20 protein-coding genes are annotated in these 16,533 nt (G+C 41.5%); 17 read left to right on the top strand and 3 right to left on the bottom strand.

The genetic code is table 11. The annotated features are described in order from the left end of the window. The first annotated feature begins 28 nt into the window (after positions 1-28). Together PFJ30894_RS06770 and PFJ30894_RS06775 are read left to right on the top strand one after the other, a co-directional pair. On the top strand, positions 29-457 hold the full coding sequence (locus tag PFJ30894_RS06770; protein WP_145985238.1) for a hypothetical protein: 429 nt from the start codon (positions 29-31) through the stop codon (positions 455-457). Then, the gene (locus tag PFJ30894_RS06775; protein ID WP_125669352.1) at positions 454-1,374 is read left to right on the top strand and encodes an LbetaH domain-containing protein; all 921 of its coding nucleotides are present in this window, start codon (positions 454-456) and stop codon (positions 1,372-1,374) included. The genes PFJ30894_RS06770 and PFJ30894_RS06775 overlap by 4 nt, the downstream gene beginning before the upstream one ends. A 56-nt stretch (positions 1,375-1,430) precedes the next feature. Here the strand turns inward: PFJ30894_RS06775 and PFJ30894_RS06780 are convergent, their stop codons facing one another. Continuing rightward, positions 1,431-2,096 (bottom strand): metal-dependent hydrolase, encoded by a 666-nt coding sequence (locus PFJ30894_RS06780; RefSeq protein WP_021717636.1) that lies wholly within the window; start codon positions 2,094-2,096, stop codon positions 1,431-1,433. Between the two features lie 147 nt (positions 2,097-2,243). Between PFJ30894_RS06780 and PFJ30894_RS06785 the strand changes: the two genes are divergently transcribed. The 8 genes from PFJ30894_RS06785 to pepT all read left to right on the top strand — a co-directional run bounded on the left by PFJ30894_RS06785 (position 2,244) and on the right by pepT (position 9,124). Then, a complete protein-coding gene (locus tag PFJ30894_RS06785) occupies positions 2,244-3,338 on the top strand; it encodes a glucosaminidase domain-containing protein (RefSeq protein WP_197714919.1) in 1,095 nt (364 codons plus the stop codon). A 64-nt stretch (positions 3,339-3,402) separates the two neighbouring features. Then, positions 3,403-3,867, top strand: a complete 465-nt coding sequence (trmL, locus tag PFJ30894_RS06790) for a tRNA (uridine(34)/cytosine(34)/5-carboxymethylaminomethyluridine(34)-2'-O)-methyltransferase TrmL (RefSeq protein ID WP_125669354.1) — start codon at positions 3,403-3,405, stop codon at positions 3,865-3,867. A gap of 18 nt (positions 3,868-3,885) precedes the next feature. Then, positions 3,886-4,245: a 6-carboxytetrahydropterin synthase QueD gene (queD, locus tag PFJ30894_RS06795; RefSeq protein WP_021717639.1), complete on the top strand. Its 360-nt coding sequence runs from the start codon at positions 3,886-3,888 to the stop codon at positions 4,243-4,245. Next, a complete protein-coding gene (gene folE2 / locus PFJ30894_RS06800) occupies positions 4,245-5,024 on the top strand; it encodes a GTP cyclohydrolase FolE2 (protein WP_125669356.1) in 780 nt (259 codons plus the stop codon). Before queD ends, folE2 begins: the two co-directional genes overlap by 1 nt. Next, positions 5,021-6,214 carry a dihydropteroate synthase gene (gene folP, locus PFJ30894_RS06805; RefSeq protein WP_125669358.1) on the top strand — a complete coding sequence of 398 codons (1,194 nt, stop codon included), beginning with the start codon at positions 5,021-5,023 and terminating at the stop codon, positions 6,212-6,214. Before folE2 ends, folP begins: the two co-directional genes overlap by 4 nt. Next, positions 6,196-6,663, top strand: a complete 468-nt coding sequence (gene folK / locus PFJ30894_RS06810) for a 2-amino-4-hydroxy-6-hydroxymethyldihydropteridine diphosphokinase (protein ID WP_021717642.1) — start codon at positions 6,196-6,198, stop codon at positions 6,661-6,663. The genes folP and folK overlap by 19 nt, the downstream gene beginning before the upstream one ends. A 1-nt stretch (position 6,664) precedes the next feature. Then, positions 6,665-7,888, top strand: coding sequence for an ATP-binding protein (locus PFJ30894_RS06815; RefSeq protein ID WP_167457041.1), 1,224 nt, complete (start codon positions 6,665-6,667; stop codon positions 7,886-7,888). Between the two features lie 12 nt (positions 7,889-7,900). Beyond that, positions 7,901-9,124, top strand: a complete 1,224-nt coding sequence (gene pepT, locus PFJ30894_RS06820; RefSeq protein ID WP_197714920.1) for a peptidase T — start codon at positions 7,901-7,903, stop codon at positions 9,122-9,124. A gap of 345 nt (positions 9,125-9,469) precedes the next feature. Here pepT and PFJ30894_RS06825 read toward each other — a convergent pair whose 3' ends face one another. Then, a complete protein-coding gene (locus PFJ30894_RS06825) occupies positions 9,470-10,162 on the bottom strand; it encodes a DNA alkylation repair protein (RefSeq protein WP_125669362.1) in 693 nt (230 codons plus the stop codon). A gap of 81 nt (positions 10,163-10,243) precedes the next feature. On the opposite strand from PFJ30894_RS06825, the gene PFJ30894_RS06830 reads away from it, so the two are divergent. Next, a complete protein-coding gene (locus PFJ30894_RS06830) occupies positions 10,244-11,077 on the top strand; it encodes a deoxyribonuclease IV (protein WP_125669364.1) in 834 nt (277 codons plus the stop codon). Positions 11,078-11,126: 49 nt separating this feature from the next. Here PFJ30894_RS06830 and PFJ30894_RS06835 read toward each other — a convergent pair whose 3' ends face one another. Continuing rightward, on the bottom strand, positions 11,127-11,333 hold the full coding sequence (locus PFJ30894_RS06835) for a DUF1858 domain-containing protein (protein WP_021717647.1): 207 nt from the start codon (positions 11,331-11,333) through the stop codon (positions 11,127-11,129). A gap of 166 nt (positions 11,334-11,499) precedes the next feature. Between PFJ30894_RS06835 and PFJ30894_RS06840 the strand changes: the two genes are divergently transcribed. The 6 genes from PFJ30894_RS06840 (at position 11,500) to PFJ30894_RS12120 (ending at position 16,530) form a co-directional block, all read left to right on the top strand. Next, positions 11,500-11,994 carry a YbaK/EbsC family protein gene (locus PFJ30894_RS06840; protein WP_197714921.1) on the top strand — a complete coding sequence of 165 codons (495 nt, stop codon included), beginning with the start codon at positions 11,500-11,502 and terminating at the stop codon, positions 11,992-11,994. A 128-nt stretch (positions 11,995-12,122) separates the two neighbouring features. Beyond that, positions 12,123-13,499: a 23S rRNA (uracil(1939)-C(5))-methyltransferase RlmD gene (rlmD, locus tag PFJ30894_RS06845; RefSeq protein ID WP_021717649.1), complete on the top strand. Its 1,377-nt coding sequence runs from the start codon at positions 12,123-12,125 to the stop codon at positions 13,497-13,499. Between the two features lie 99 nt (positions 13,500-13,598). Continuing rightward, positions 13,599-14,723 carry a radical SAM protein gene (locus tag PFJ30894_RS06850; RefSeq protein WP_125669365.1) on the top strand — a complete coding sequence of 375 codons (1,125 nt, stop codon included), beginning with the start codon at positions 13,599-13,601 and terminating at the stop codon, positions 14,721-14,723. 14 nt (positions 14,724-14,737) lie between these two features. Further along, a complete protein-coding gene (locus PFJ30894_RS06855) occupies positions 14,738-15,544 on the top strand; it encodes a TrmH family RNA methyltransferase (RefSeq protein ID WP_125669367.1) in 807 nt (268 codons plus the stop codon). 97 nt (positions 15,545-15,641) lie between these two features. Continuing rightward, entirely contained in the window at positions 15,642-16,289 is a 648-nt protein-coding gene (locus PFJ30894_RS06860) for a CatA-like O-acetyltransferase, family 3 (RefSeq protein ID WP_125669368.1), read from the top strand. 124 nt (positions 16,290-16,413) lie between these two features. After that, positions 16,414-16,530 (top strand): hypothetical protein, encoded by a 117-nt coding sequence (locus PFJ30894_RS12120; RefSeq protein ID WP_349196054.1) that lies wholly within the window; start codon positions 16,414-16,416, stop codon positions 16,528-16,530. Positions 16,531-16,533: the final 3 nt, after the last annotated feature.

Genomic DNA, 16,533 nt, shown 5'->3' on the forward strand with positions numbered 1-16,533 from the left:
TTTAATATTTATTATAACGACGAGCCTGATGTTTGCAGGCGGGGTGCGACAGCTGCTGCAGGGCTGGCAGCGTATACAGTCTGACATTATGCTGCGGCGGGCTGCAAATTACAGTTTCTCATTACCTGAGAGAGAATTGTTTTTACATGCAGCAACAGTAACAATCAGTAATACAGGGTATAAAGGCAGCAGTAAAATAATTTGTCAGGATGTTTTTGGCAGTCGTCAGATAACATTTTATCTGAGTGGTAATATTTTATATCGTCAAACTAAAAGTAATTCTTTGAAAGGCGTTAATGTTTTGTCTTTAGCATCTGTAAAGATCGAAGAGTTTCGGGCAGAACGTTTGAATTACAGAGAATTGATGCTGACCATAAAAATCCAGGATACTAAAAGCGGAAGAAGGATAACCAGCAGTAAGGTACTGCTTTTAGGTAATGGAGTCATTGAAGGATGAAAATAAACAGATATAGCAGAGGCAGTGTAAGCATTGTTGTATTGTTGGCATGTGTTGTGTTGAGCGGAGCTGTTCAGGCATTATATTATTCGTTGCGCGAAGAAATTGCGGCTGAAAGCAAAATTGTTTTACATAATCAGCTGCAGGCTGCAACTGGTGATGTTATGAGTTGTGTGCTGAGAAAAGAGCAGAGTAGTAATCTGACAGAAAGCTTTAGGCTTGAAGAGCAAATGTTATATCCTGGTCAAAAAGTAATGCAGACAGAAGTTGTTTTAGAAAGAGCTGAAAGTCTGCCAGGGCGTAAAGTGAGTGTTATTTCAATAGCAGATGATATGCAAATAAGATTGGCAGAGGTTTGTTTACAGCCGCCGTTAGGACGCGGACAGGAGTTTTACGAAAATACTTTAACTGCTGGTCGTAAGATAAATGGTGATTTCAATAAGTATAATGATTTAATCTGTGTTGGTGAAGCAGGTGATATTTTAGAGACATTGGACATAGGCGCTTATAAAAAATGGAGCCACTATAGTTTTTTGACCGATGACGAATATCGCCAGTTGGGGTTTGGTAAGGGAATTTATTATAGTGATGATTTATATGGGGCAAGGTTACCTTGTATAGTGGAAGCATTAAAGGGGGATGCTTTCCTGATTTCCGAAAAGAATATTACTATAGAAAACAATTTACATTTGTTGGGAAGAGTAACGATAGTAGTTGGTGATAATCTGATTATTGGTGATAATGTGCAAATGGAGCGGGCGTTACTGATAGTGAAAAATAATTTAAGGATTGGTACTAATTGCAGAATAAAAGGGATTGTAGCAGCTGGAGGTGAAATAACTATTGGTGTTAATTTTTCACTGCAGCGTCGTGAGGATGTTTTGGAACCTTATTTTGCAGCGATGTATTTAGAATGAATATAAAAATAACCTTGCCTATGGCAAGGTTATTTTTATATTTAATTATATCTAAATTATTTTAATTCAATACTTTCACCTGGTGCTACAATTAAAACTTTAGATTTCGTGCTTTTTTCGACAGCTTCTTTAAATTTAACTGGATCCTGAGCAATCAAAGGCCATGTATTATAATGGATTGGAATTACATATTCAGCTTGTAAGAATTCGGCTGCAATAGCTGCGTCTTTTGGTCCCATTGTGAAATTATCACCAATGGGGAGAACTGCATAATTAAAGGCATCCAATCGTTGTAAAAGCTGCATATCGCCAAATAAAGCGGTATCGCCGGCAAAATAAAGTTTAGTACCATAGAAATCGACAATAAAACCGCAGGCATGTCCACCAGGAATGCCGCTGCCATGGAATGCTAAAGTAAGGCGCACTTTACCAAAAGGAAATTCGTGCGTCCCACCCAAATGCATAGCATGGTTTTCCACGCCGGCTTCACTAACAACTCCGCAAACCTCAGCCGTGGAAATAATTGTTGCATTGCACGCTTTAGCAAGCTCTATTGCACTGCCAAGATGGTCGAAATGGCCATGAGAAACAAAAATATATTCAACTTTAAGATCATTGATATCCTGGGTGCTGCCATCGAGATAAGGATCAAAAATAATAGTATGTCCTTCATGTGTCATAGTGAAACAAGCATGATTGATGAACTTAAAAGTAGTGGGCATAATTTATCAACTCCTTAAAAAATTCTTTATTTATATTATAACATAGAAGATGCGTATTTTTTGTGAAGAAGCTGAATAAAACTTTACAGTATCAGTAGAAATGGGGTAAAATTTAACTATCAATATATAATAAGCAGGAGAAGTGACGTGAACTTAAAAAAACAACAATTAATAGCTATTTCTTTGGCTTTTTGCTGTGCTGCGGTGATGCCGCTTCAGGCAGAAGCGAGGAAGAAAGAGAATAAAACCAATGAAACTCAGCCTGTAGTATCATCTGTACCGCAACCACGCAGTCAGAAGCAGGTATTGATACAGAATACCCCGACCGAATCGCGGCGTATTACAACGCCTAATCAATCTAAGGTACAGGTGCGTACTATTGCGGCAGCGCCGCAGTTGACTGCGAAAGAAGCTAAAAAGGCGGCTAAAGAGAAAGAAAAAGAAGCGAAAAAGAAGTCTAAAGAAAAAAATAAAACTAAGCAGCAAAAAAACGAGACTCCAATAATCAACAGAAATAATGATAAAGCAGGCAGTTCTGCCACCGCTCAAGGAACTTTGCCTAAGACGGTTGTAAGTCCTGCCTTGCCGGTCGGTTATCAGGAAATTGGTATTTTTGGAGAAGCGGTCGCCAGTAAATCTCAGGCTGTGGCTTTGCTAAAACAAAATAATCCGGATTTAAAATTGACCTGCAGTGCAGAAGAAATTGTTGATTTATACTGGCAGGAAGCCAGTCGCGAAGGAGTGCGCCAAGATCTTGCTTTTGCCCAGGCTCTTGTAGAAACAGGTTTTTTCCGTTTTGGCGGCGATGTGAAGCCGGAACAGAATAATTTCTGTGGACTTGGTACTACAGGCGGCGGTGTAAAAGGGGCACATTTTAAGACTCCTGAAATTGGTGTACGTGCACATATTCAGCATTTATTAGCCTATACTACGCAGAAGCATCCTTCGACGAAGATCGTTGATCCGCGTTATGATTTGGCTCATGCTATCAGATTAGAGCGTGGATTGTGTGATACCTGGTATAAGTTGAACGGTACCTGGGCCATGAGCCCTAATTATAGTGAAAAAATTATGGGAGTATGGCAGAGAATGCTGGGAATAGAAGCTGTAGAAACAAAATCTGAAAAATATAAAAATGAGCATGATAAAAAAGATAACAAGGTGAAAGAGGAAGTAAATACGACAGAAGATCAGCATAAAATGCGTGAACTTGTTGATGAACTGTTGAAGAAAAATAAATAATGTAAGTGCACAGTCAGGTGACTGTGCATTTTGCGTTTCTAAAATTTGAAGAGGTGAACATTTTATGCATATCGTTTTAGTAGAACCAGAAATTCCGGGTAATACGGGAAATATTGCACGTTTATGTGCAGCGACAGGTTGTCATTTGCATTTAGTGCGGCCGTTAGGATTTTCGGTCGGAGATAAATATTTAAAACGTGCTGGATTGGATTATTGGGACCTGGTAGATGTGCACTACTATGACAGCGTTTATGAAGTGCTGGAAAAGTATAAGGATAATGCTAAGTTTTTGCTGACAACAAAAGCACATAAGCGGTATACTGAAGTATGCTACGAAAAGGATAGCCTGTTGATTTTTGGTAAGGAAACGGCAGGATTACCTGAGAAACTGCGTATGGAATACGAAGACTGCTGTGTGCGTATCCCGATGATTGCTGAAGCAAGATCGCTTAACTTATCAAATTCAGTTGCTATCGTTGCTTATGAAGCTTTGCGGCAGCAGGATGATTTTGCCGGCTTGACAGTTTAATTATTTTGGAGGTGGGCTATGTTTGTTTTAAAAGAGTTTGAATTTGATGCGGCTCATTATTTACCAGAATATAATGGTAAATGCGAAAGACTGCATGGGCATACTTATAAATTAGTCGTGAAAGTAGAGGGAACTCCTGATAAGGAAGGCATGGTAATCGACTTTATCCGTCTTAAGAATATTGTCAAGGAAGAGGTTTTAAGTAAATTGGATCATGCCTGTCTTAATGATATTTTAAAGCAGCCTTCAGCAGAAAATATTTCTGTTTGGGTGTGGCAACGTTTACAAAAAATGCTGCAGGGACCCAACTATAAGCTTTATGAAGTCGAGGTCTGGGAAACTAAAACCAGCGGCTGTATTTACCGAGGTGATCTATAATGAAGGATGTACAGGGTGAATTAGATCGTCGTAATATACCGTTGAAGCATGTTGGTATCAAAGATCTGCGCTGGCCGATAGCATTGAAAGATAAAGAAAAGGGAACGCAGAACACGGTTGCTACAGTAAGTCTGGCGGTTGATCTTCCTCATGATCTGCGCGGAACGCATATGAGTCGTTTTGTAGAGTGCCTGCAAACGCTAGGACCAGTGACATTAGGTTCTTTAGAAAATATTCTTGACCATTTGAAGGACCGGCTGCAGGCAGAAAAGGCTTTTCTGCAATTAAATTTTCCATATTTTATTTATAAAACGGCTCCTGTCAGCGGGCAGAGAGCACCGCTGGATATCGATTGTGTTTATACGGCTGAAAAGGATGAGCAGTTTTCATTGCGCATTTCTGCGAAGATTCCTATTCAAACCTTGTGCCCATGCTCGAAAGAGATCAGCGCTTATGGCGCTCATAACCAAAGAGCTTTGGCTAAATTGGAAATTAGATCTGCTGAAATGGTTTGGCTGGAAGAACTGGCTGCTATTGCTGATGCAGGAGCAAGCGCGCCTGTTTACGGTCTTTTGAAACGTCCTGATGAAAAGTTTGTAACTGAGCAGGCCTATGATAATCCGCGTTTTGTTGAAGACGCGGTCCGCGAAATTGCTTTGCGTCTGGAAGCCGATAAACGCATAATATGGTATAAAGCAACTGTGGAAAGCATTGAAAGTATCCATAATCATAACGCTTTTGCTTGTGTCGAAAAGGGTTGGAAGGACGTGGAGATATGATTCTGAAGCTGGAACCGCAAACATTGGCCAATGAATTCAGTCAATTGGGTATTCATCCTGCCAGTGAAGCGATTTTTTTGCATAAAAGTGAAATTGTTCCCTTAAAAATTTTGGATATCCGTACTCCTGCTGCCAATATTATCAAACAGGAAATGCTGGCTTGTGGTGGAGATTGTGCAATTCCAGCCGGCTGTGTAGTTTGTGCTGAAGAACGGGTAGATGTAATTCTTCTGGGAACATATAAACATTATGCCAGGTTGCTGGAAAAATTAACGCAGATGCCTTATTTTGGTATGGCAGGAATAAAAAGTGAATTGATGGCTATATTAGATGCGCCGATTCCTCAAACTATTTTAGCTGACGGCAGGACACTGAATTATGATAAAATGTTGGTGATGGGTATTTTAAATATTACACCAGACTCGTTTTACGCAGGTTCGCGTGTGCCGCAGTTGGAACAGGTAGTGGAAAAGGCAGGCGAAATGCTTAGACAAGGGGCGGCTGTTTTAGACATTGGCGGGGAATCTACCCGCCCTGGCAGTGATGCCGTAACTGCAGACGAGGAACAAAAGCGCATTGTTCCTGTTATCAAGGCATTGAAAGAGCGTTATCCGGCTTGTGTTATTTCTATCGATACTTATCGTGCCTCGACGGCAGAGGCGGCTTTAGCAGCCGGCGCAGATATCATTAACGATGTTACTGCTATGGAAGGTGATGCTGCTATGTCTGACTTAGTTGTCGGCAGTAAAGTACCGATTATTTTAATGCACATGCGAGGCACGCCTAAAAATATGCAGCAAAACTGCGAGTATAAAAATGTAGTAACAGAGGTTGCAGCTTATTTGCTGCAACGGGCTAAAGTCCTGGAAAACCGTGGCGTGGCAAAAGAAAAAATAATTTTTGATCCCGGCATTGGTTTTGCTAAAAATATTGAACAAAATCTGCAATTGATGCAGGGGCTGAAATCACTGACAGGTTTAGGCTATCCTGTATTGCTTGCTGCTTCACGCAAAAGTACTATTGGAAGTGTGCTCGGCGGAATTCCAGCAGAAGAACGCCTGGAAGGTACGATTGCTGCCAGTTGTCAGGCTGTGTATGCAGGAGCTCAAATGGTACGAGTGCATGATGTACAGGAAAATCTGCGGGCTATAAGGATGCTGGAGGCAATTTTATGTCCATCGCATATATAGCTTTAGGCAGTAATTTAGGTGATAAGGAAGCTAATCTCAGACAGGCTTTAAAAATGTTGTTGGTCAAAGGACTGCAAATAAGGTCTGTATCAAGCTTTTTTAAAACTGAACCTTATGGTGTGACAGATCAACCTGAATTTATTAACGCTGTTGCTTGTGTGAAAACTGATTTAGCACCAGAAAAGTTGCTGAAGCTGCTTTTGGATACTGAACTGGAAATGGGTCGGGTGCGATTACGGCATTGGGGTGAAAGAAATATAGATTTAGATTTACTTTTGTATGATGATCTGATCTATTATAGTGAAAAACTGGTACTGCCGCATCCTGATATGCAAAACAGACTTTTTGTACTGCAGCCGCTGTCAGAAATTGCTGCAGATAAAATACACCCTGTTTATAAAAAAAGTATTCAGAACCTTCTAAAATCTTTGACAGACGGAGATGAATGAGATGAATTGCTGCGCTAATTTAAGTAACCTGGTGATCTACCGAGCTCTGTTATCCGACCCGATCGTAAATGCTCTGCGCAGGCCTAAAGAATTTTTTGCGCCGGAACTGGAAGGTTTGCTGCTGGTTGCTGCTGAAGAAAAAGGCCTGACAGGGATTATTCCTTTGGAGTATTTGCTGTCGGCAATCGTGCATGAGCAGAATGTGTTTTCTGCTGTTGCCGAAAAAAATGACGGTAAAATTGGTGAAGGACTGGCAAGAGCTGCAGCGCATGATATTGTAATTATGCGCGAGTTCGTCGATGATGTTTTTAATCGTTATAAAAACCATCCACTGCTGGGAAACTATACGCCGACAGTGTTCAGGCCTTTGCCGGGACGCAGTAAGCTGGAAAAAATTTTACTGCATGCTGAAGGTGATGCAAACGGGCGGCAAGCTGTAGAAATTTTATGCAGTTATTATAATGACTATGGTTATGGCGCAATGCTGGACAACGGTGCCTTTGCCTGGAATGGCGAACTGGAATGCCTGTCTGGTACTAAAAACTATTCTGATATGACTTTTGATAAGCTGTATGGTTATGATTATCAGAAAGAAGAATTGATACGCAATACGGAAGCTTTTTTAGAAGGAAAGCCTGCTAATAATGTATTGCTTTTTGGCGATCGTGGTACTGGCAAATCATCATCTATCAAAGCTCTCGGCAATGCATTTTTTGAAAAAGGTCTGCGGATGGTTGAAGTAAAACGCCATGACTTTGCCGGATTGCCAAAGGTGATGCAGGAATTGAGCCGTTGGGGCAAAAAATTTATCGTTGTTTTAGATGATTTGTCTTTTGAAGAATTTGAAGTGGAATACAAAGCGTTAAAATCTATTTTAGATGGTGGGCTTGAAGTAAAACCTGATAATGTGTTGTTCTATGCTACTTCCAATCGCCGTAATATTATCAAGGAAGTGTGGCAGGATCAGAATATGAACGAGCTGCATAGCCGCGACAGTATTAACGAAAAAATTTCTCTGGCTGACCGTTTCGGTATAAAATTATTTTTTGATTCGATGGATCAGGAGCAGTATTTCCGTTTTTTGGAAAATAAAGCTGAAGCCGAAGGGCTGGATATTCCAAAAGAAGATCTGCGTGCTGCTGCGGTAAAGTGGGAAATGAGTCACACCGGGCGCAACGGCAGGATTGCGCGACAGTTGTTAGACTATCTGCACGGCAGATCTTAGGAGTATATAAAAATGATTGAACTCAGTAAAGATAAGATTATTGAACGTTTTCGAAGCTACGTCGCTTTGGATACGGCTTCTGATGATAAATCAGAAACTTCGCCCAGTACGGCAAAGCAGTTAAAGCTGGCAAAACTACTGAAGTCTGAACTTTCAGGTTTGGGTTTGGATGACGTAGCACTTACAGAATATGGTTACGTACTGGCTGCATTGCCGGCTAATACGAATGAAAAACTGCCTGTTATCGGGTTGCTTGCTCATATGGATACCAGTAATGAAGCATCGGGAGCGAATATCAAAATGCAGGTGCATTCTGCCTATGACGGCAGTGAGCTGGACCTTGGCAAAGGGGTTAAATTGAGTCCGAAGGACTTTCCAGAATTAAAAAATTATCTGGGACAGGAAATTATAACCTCGGACGGTACGACTTTGCTGGGAGCCGACGACAAGGCTGGAGTATGCGCTATTGTTTCAGCCTGTGAGTATTTACTTGCACATCCGGAAATCAAGCATGGCAAGATACTTTTGGCGTTTACCCCTGACGAAGAAATAGGACGGGGAACGGAGCATTTTCCTCTGACAGATTTTAGTGCTGATTTTGCCTACACAGTTGACGGCGGCGCTGTTGGTGAATTGAATTATGAAACCTTTAATGCCTGCAATGCCACGGTGACATTTTATGGAGTTTCGGTACATCCTGGTTCTGCTAAAAATAAGATGCGCAACGCTGTGACGATGGCAGCCAAGTGGCAGATGCTGCTGCCTGCCGGCGAGCGTCCTGAATATACTGAGCTGTATGAAGGGTTTTATCACAGTCTGCGTATCAATGGCGGTACGGATAAAGTTGAGCTGGAAATGATTTTGCGCGATCATGACAGGAAGAAGCTGGAAGATCGTAAAAAACTGCTGCTGCATATGGTGGATTGTCTGAATGCTGAATACGGCGCGGGCAGCGTTGTTTGTAAAATGGAAGATGTCTATTGTAATATGAAGGAATATATTATGCCTGTTTATGAAATAATTGAACGGGCTGAAAATGCAATGCGTGCAGCTGGAATCGAGCCGCATCTAGTACCGGTACGAGGTGGTACTGACGGTGCAAGGCTTTCAGAAATGGGGTTGCCATGTCCCAATATCTTTACCGGCGGGCATAATTTCCACGGGCGTTTTGAATATTTGCCGGTGCCTTCCCTGCTAAAATGTGTGGAAGTGCTGGTTAAACTGGTGCAAAAGTAGGCGGAATGATGGGCGCAGAGAAATAAAACAGAAAAACTGACATTTGCAGCTTTGCTGACGGCAGTATTTGCCGTTACGGCGCTGCTCTTTAAAGGTTTTGTTATTATACCTATACCATCAATAACGGAATTAAGGCCTGTTAATGCATTTCCTTTGATTTTTGGTCTGTTGTTTGGCAATTAGGAGCTGTTGCCTCGACTTTCTGTATTCTTTTTCTTCAACTATTCCAATGAAATCGGTCAGTTGGCGATTTTGATACCCATGAGTATTTTAGCAGTAGCGATGCTGCTGAGCATGGCAAAATAATAAAACTCCCGTCTTTATTCAAGACGGGAGTTTTATTATTTATTTACGCTTCATATTTTGCAGCAGGGCTTTATCTGCATCGCTGACACGGAAGGATTCACGACATTTCTGAAGGGCTTTGTTGTAAGTAAAGTCATCAAGTTCATTATTTTGAAAAAGTTCCATTGTTTTAGCTCGCTGCTTGACAAAGCACAGCGATAAAGCCCAAGCTACGGCCATTTTTACGTAATAACCTTCGTGTCGTACATTGTTCAGTTCTTTCAGTGTATTGTCGATATATGTGTCATCATTGTAATAATTCATCAGCATTACAACAGCAAACCGCAGTTCATATTCTCTGGGAGAAGCAAGATATTGCTGCAGAAATTCGCGTCCCTGAGCCTGATTTTTTTTGAAAACTTTCAAACCGCCGCAGGTAACATCACAAACAGCCCAATTGTCGATGCGGGGAACAAAAATATTGAGATTTTCCAGCAGTTCAGTAAAATCAATTTTCAGTAAACCTAAAATCATACCGCATAAGGTTGCTTCTTCACTGTAGACAAAAGGTTCGTATAAGGCTTTCTGCAGATAAGTAGGGTAATCTCCATTCCGGAGGATTTCATTTGCCAGTTTTCTCAATACAGGGATACGGATGCCGATGATGTTATCGATACCGGGACAAAGGGCACTGTGAAATTTCTGATATTTGGTGTCCTGCAGGCTCAGCAGGTGTTCTCGTAATGCTTGCATGGTCAAACTTTTCCTTTCAACAGGCTTGATATGTTATAATTATAACGTATTTTTAAAAGCTTTGTAAATCTAGGAGGGTCTATGCTCAATATTGGTTGTCATTTATCGTCGGCAAAAGGCTATTTGCATATGGGAGAGGAGGCACTGGCTCTTGGTGCCAACACCTTTCAGTTTTTTACACGTAATCCACGCGGAGGCAGAGCCAAAGCGATCGATACAGAGGATATCAGGGCTTTACTGGCGCTGATGCGGGAGAATTCTTTTGCGCCGCTCCTGGCACATGCGCCTTATACACTCAATACCTGTTCGGCAGATTCTAAAATAAGGGATTTTGCACGTATGGTAATGACTGAGGATTTGCAGTTGCTGGAGCTGCTGCCTGGTACAAGATATAATTTCCATCCTGGCAGTCATGTAAAACAGGGAGCAGAGCAGGGAATAATCATGATAGCAGAATTGCTGAATGAAATCCTGCGTCCTCAGCAGCAGACAATGGTGCTGCTGGAGACTATGGCTGGTAAAGGCAGTGAAGTTGGGCGAAACTTTACGGAACTGCGTTCGATTATCGACAGAGTGGAGCTGCAGGGAAAACTGGGGGTATGTCTGGATACCTGTCATGTTTTTGACGGCGGCTATGATATAGTTAATGATTTGGAAAGTGTTTTGGAGGAATTTGATAAAATTATTGGTTTGAAACGTCTTTTAGCTGTTCATATCAATGACAGCCTGAATATTTTGGGCAGCCATAAGGACCGGCATGCAAAAATAGGTCAGGGGAACATTGGATTGGAAGCGCTCAGCGCTGTCACTAATCATCCTCAGCTGAAAGACTTGCCCTTTTATTTAGAAACACCGAATGAATTGCCTGGATATAAAGTTGAGATAGCTTTATTGAGATCATTGTACAAGTGGTAATAAAAAACAGTCTGACGTTTAAACGTCAGACTGTTTTTTATTAAGAAGATCATTTTGCAGCAGCAACAGCCTTGTTGATGTCGGCAATAAGCGCTTCAACATCAATGCCGTGAGCGCCTGCTCCCTGGCCGATGGTTTCGTAATGAGCTGCCATGCAGCCAACACAGCCCAGACCATATTTAGCAAACACTTCCAAAATTTCAGGATGTTGTTGAACAGCATCGATGATGCCGGTATCTTTAGTAATGATATCCATGGATAAACCTCCTTTAACAGGTACTTTGATTTGTCAGAGAGACTTGTCTGTGTTAAAATTACAACAGATGCCTGTATGACTTCATGTATGGATATATTATAGCACAGAAAGTATAAAAATAAAGCTGTTAGTTGTGGCAGAATTGCAAAAGAAATGTGAGGGATGGATGATGGAAATGGAAGAGCATGCAGAAGAATATGAAACAAGTTTGAAAAGAGTACAGGAAAGCCTGCAGGCTTATCCGGAACTGGAAATAAAAATATTGCCGGGATCAACACATACTGCGGAATTGGCGGCTCAGGCTTTGGGCACAACGCCGGGACAGATAGCCAAAACCTTGTGTTTTTTAGCTGATGGCAAGCCGATTTTGATTGTTGCCTGCGGCGATAAGAAAATAGACACAAAAAAATGGGGCCGTGCCATCGAAGCGAAAAAAATCAAAATGGCAGATGCGGAAACTGTAATGCAAATCACAGGTTTTGCGCCCGGAGGAGTATGTCCGTTTGCCTTGCGTCAGCAGGTTTCAGTTTATCTGGATAATAGTTTGAAAGAGTATGACATTACTTTTATTGCTGCAGGGACACCTCATTCAGCTTTGCCGATCAGTGCTGAAATGCTGGAAAAGGTAACTGGAGGTAGTTGGGTAGATGCAACTAAATAATAGCTGATTATTTTGGCAGAAGGTGAAAAAGTTCGCTTTTCTGCCATTTTATTTAAACTGTAAAATGAAGAAACTGTATAGATTTGTGGTATAATTTAGTTGTTGAAAATTTAATTTAGGAGAATTTTATGAGCGTTGATAATAAATTTTTAGTGCGTGATAAAATAACTTTAAAAGTAACAGGATTAGGAAGCAGCGGTGAAGGTGTGGGCAAGACTGATGGATTTACGGTCTTTGCACATGGCGCCTTAGCAGATGAGACAGTAGAAGTAGAGCTGGAACAGGTGAAGAAAAATTATGCGTCAGGGAAAGTAACGGCCATTCTGGAAGCATCACCTGAGCGGGTAGAACCATTATGTCCTGTTTATGAAGCCTGCGGCGGTTGTCAGCTGCAGCATTTAAACTATACGGGGCAATTAAAGGCTAAAGAACAGCAGGTTCGCGATGCGCTTTTTCGGATCGGGCATTTACAGGAAGTCAAAGTTCTGCCGATCATCGGTGAAGAAGATCCATGGCATTATCGTAACAAAATGCAGTTCCCGGTTGCATTTGAAAATGGAATTTTGGAAATCGGATGTTATGCTGCGGCTACACATAAAGTAGTCGGCGTTGAAAACTGTCTGATCCAGAAGCAGCGTAACAATGACATTATTGCTGTTGTCCGTCAATGGATGCGGCAGTATGAAATCTCTGCTTATGATGAAAAAACAGGTAAGGGCGTAGTCCGCCATGTTATGGGCAGGGTTGGTGTTAACACTGGTGAGGTTATGGCAGTTATCATTACTGCCGGTTACGATATTCCACATGGCAAAGAGCTGGTCAAAATGCTGCGTGATGCTGTTCCGGGCTTGAAAAGTGTAGTGCAGAATATCAACAAAAAACAGACCAATATCGTGATGGGTAATAAAACACGCTTATTATATGGTAAAACGACGATCAAAGACCGTTTGGGAACTTTAAAATTCAATATTTCTGCGCAGTCGTTTTTTCAGGTAAACAGTGCCCAGGCTGAAAAGCTTTATAACAAAGCGATTGAATTTGCGGCTTTGAGCGGTGGTGAAACCGTTGTTGACTGTTACTGCGGAACCGGTACAATTTCTCTGTATTTGGCAAAACATGCCCAAAAAGTTTATGGAATTGAGATTATAGCTTCTGCTATTGAAGATGCAAAACGTAATGCTGAAGATAATCGCTGTGATAATGCTGAATTTATTTTAGGGGATGCTGCTGTTAAAATGCAGGAACTGGTAGAACAGGGTGTGCGTCCCGAAGTTGTGCTGCTTGATCCGCCTCGTGCTGGCTGCGAAGAAAAAGTGCTGGCTGCTATTGCGCAGGTCATGCCACAGCGTATAGTTTATGTTTCCTGTAATCCGGCTTCGCTTGCCCGCGATTTGGCTTATCTGGAACAGAACGGTTATCAGGCTGAAGTTGCCCAGCCGGTAGATATGTTCCCGATGACGCATCATGTAGAGACTGTTGTATTGATGACAATAGTAAAAAAATAAAATTATGGAGCCCGGTTGCCAGGCACTGCAATTTACGCAGAGCGGAGAGCAATGGATTGATTAAGTAGATTGTATTGTAGACAAGGAGCAGTAACAGATATGAAGATTTCTAAGAAGGATGCTTTGTCATGGTTTGAATTTTTTGCACAATTGCCTGCAGGGGAACAGCTTCTGGTTAAACAGCAGGAAATTGTTTATGCCACATTCGCACAGATTGAGGCAGTTGTTATAAAAAGAAAAGAAGAGCTTATGGAACAAATTCCCGGTTTGAAAACATTAAAGGACAGAACACTTTTTGTGGGACCAGATGAAAAATTTCCTGATGGGTGCCGTTCATGTCTGTTGGGCAGCGGGCTGACAGCTATCAGAAAAACCAATAAATGCAATCTGCAGTGCAGGTTTTGCTATAATTATGGCGAGCTGGATGCTATTGAACCGGTAGGAGAGGGGATTTGGGTCATTGGCGGGACCAAGTTTTATGAAAATGACATTGATCTGTTGTTGGAAATCCATAAAAAACCTACAGGGGTTGCCTATGTATATTTAGAACCTTTTATGGAAATCGAGAAATATTATAATATTATTCAAAAATTTAACAAGGCTGGTATTTATCAGCATCTATATACTAACGGCACTCTGGCTACGGAAACAACGCTTAAAGCATTGGGGGAGGCTGGCCTGAATGAGCTTAGATTTAATTTAGGAGCTTCCGGTTGTGCTGATAAGGTCATTGAAAATATTGGCATAGCAAAAAAGTATATCAAAAAAGTCGGCATTGAAACGCCTATGACCAATGAGTTTTTTGAAAAATTCTTTTTGAAAAAACAGGCTGTTTTGGACACGGGATTAGATTTTATTAATTGTGCGGAGCTGCATTTGAATCCCAATAATATTGAGAATTATTGGGGTGAAAAAATGTATATTGCCCGCCATGGATATATATCACCAATCTGGAGCCGCGAACTGACACTCAGATTTATGGTAGCCGCAGCAAAAGAGAAATGGAATTTGGTTGTACATGATTGCTCTAATGATACCAAGTTTGCCAGAGATTTGAATTTAGGTACCAAAGAGGGTAAATGGTTCGGGGCCAGCAGTTATACGTCTGAATTTTTAGAGATCCCCTATGCCGTATTTTTGCCGGTCCTGCGTGATGAAGAATTTCATTTTTTAGTTGAAGAAGAGCTGCCAAGCGGCTATAACCCGGGAGAGATGCTTTTCTAAGAAAGAGTGGCATAATGGCAAATATTATAGAAATAAATGACATTTCTGCTCCTGAACTGGAAGTATTCACAAAATTGACTGAAAAGCAGCTGCGCCATAAGCTGGAACCGGAAAAGGGCATCTTTATCGCTGAAAGCGGCAAAGTCATAGAGTTGGCGCTTGCTGCTGGCTGTGAGCCGATTTCCTTGTTGATGGAGCGCAGACATATCACGGGACAGGCCCAAAATATTCTTGCTCGGTATGAGGATGTTACAGTCTATACCGGGGACAGGGATGTGCTGGCTGGACTGACAGGATATAAGCTGACCCGCGGTATCCTGTGTGCTATGCGTAGGCCCAGGCTGCCTTCAGCACAGCAGATATGTTTTCAAGCCAGGCGGGTGGCGGTATTGGATAATATCACGGATGCAGCCAACATAGGAGGAATATTCCGATCGGCAGCGGCGTTAGGTGTTGATGCGGTACTTGTGATGCGCTCCTGCTGTGATCCTTTATGCAGAAAAGCAGTACGTGTCAGTATGGGAACGGTATTTCAGATACCTTGGACTTATATAGAAAACAATGTCAAAGAGCTGGGAGAATGGGGCTTTAAAACAGCTGCAATGGCTTTGTGTGAGCATGCTGTCAGTATAGATGATCAGGCGCTGATGGCAGAGGGCAGGCTGGCTTTGGTTTTTGGTACAGAGGGCTACGGCTTATCTCAGGCTGCGATTGATGCGTGCGATTATGTTGTGAAGATCCCTATGGAGTACAATGTGGACTCACTTAATGTAGCTGCTGCAAGCGCTGTGGCGTTTTGGCAATTGCGATGTCAACAATAAATTGGAAAAAAGATTCTTTGGAATTATTTGAATACTTAATTTATGCAAACTTGTTAAACGGCCAAAGTTGATTTGTGTTGTGTAAAAGGTGGTAATTATGGATTATAAAGTTTTAGATATGGAAAAGTATTATCGTAAGGATATTTACAGGCATTTTACGATGGACTGTAAATGTTCGGTTATGATTACATCCAAGATCGATGTTAGTGAACTTGTTGCATATTCAAAACAAACTGGAACTAAATTTTATATCAATTTTCTGTATGTCCTGACCAAGGCGCTGAATACCAGAGATGACTACAAAATGCGGTATTTGTATCAGGAAGATAAGTTAGTCGTATTTGATAAAATCAACACTGCGCATTATGTTTTCCACGAGGATACGGAGACTTTTACAGTAGTTTATACAGAGTTCAGCGAAGATTACCAGGCTTTTTATGACAGATGCTGCGCTGATATGGAAAAGGCTAAACAGACCCGCAGTTATGGTCTGGACGGCAGTAAATTAAACTATTTTGATGCTTCCTATATTTCCTGGTTGTCATATGAAGCACTACATGTAGAACTGCCTGACGGACATCTGCATTTCCCTCCGATTATAAACTGGGGAAAATATCACAGTGAAAATGGCAGATTGCTGATGCCTGTGACGGTGAGAATGAATCATGCGATTGCTGATGGTTATGTAGTTTCCAAAGCATTTTTATTGCTTGAGAAAGAAATTGAAAGATTGGTTGAAGACTGAACTAATGGATTAGAACCATCGTTTCACATTGCTTTTAGAGTTATGTTATTTTAAAGCGCTGTAGCTTGGCGCTGCTTCGAAAGTAGTTCCGGTGGATAAATTCAGTATAGTCATCACTTTGGTGATGGCAGCGGTATTTTTACATGAACAATTTACTGTAAAAACAATTATCGGTTCTGTCCTTATTACTTTTGGGGACTTTTATTATGATTTTATAAAGAGTCACAGGTCAGATGTATAGAAT

Origin of the sequence: Phascolarctobacterium faecium, from assembly GCF_003945365.1 — a bacterium.
Lineage (GTDB): Bacteria > Bacillota > Negativicutes > Acidaminococcales > Acidaminococcaceae > Phascolarctobacterium > Phascolarctobacterium faecium.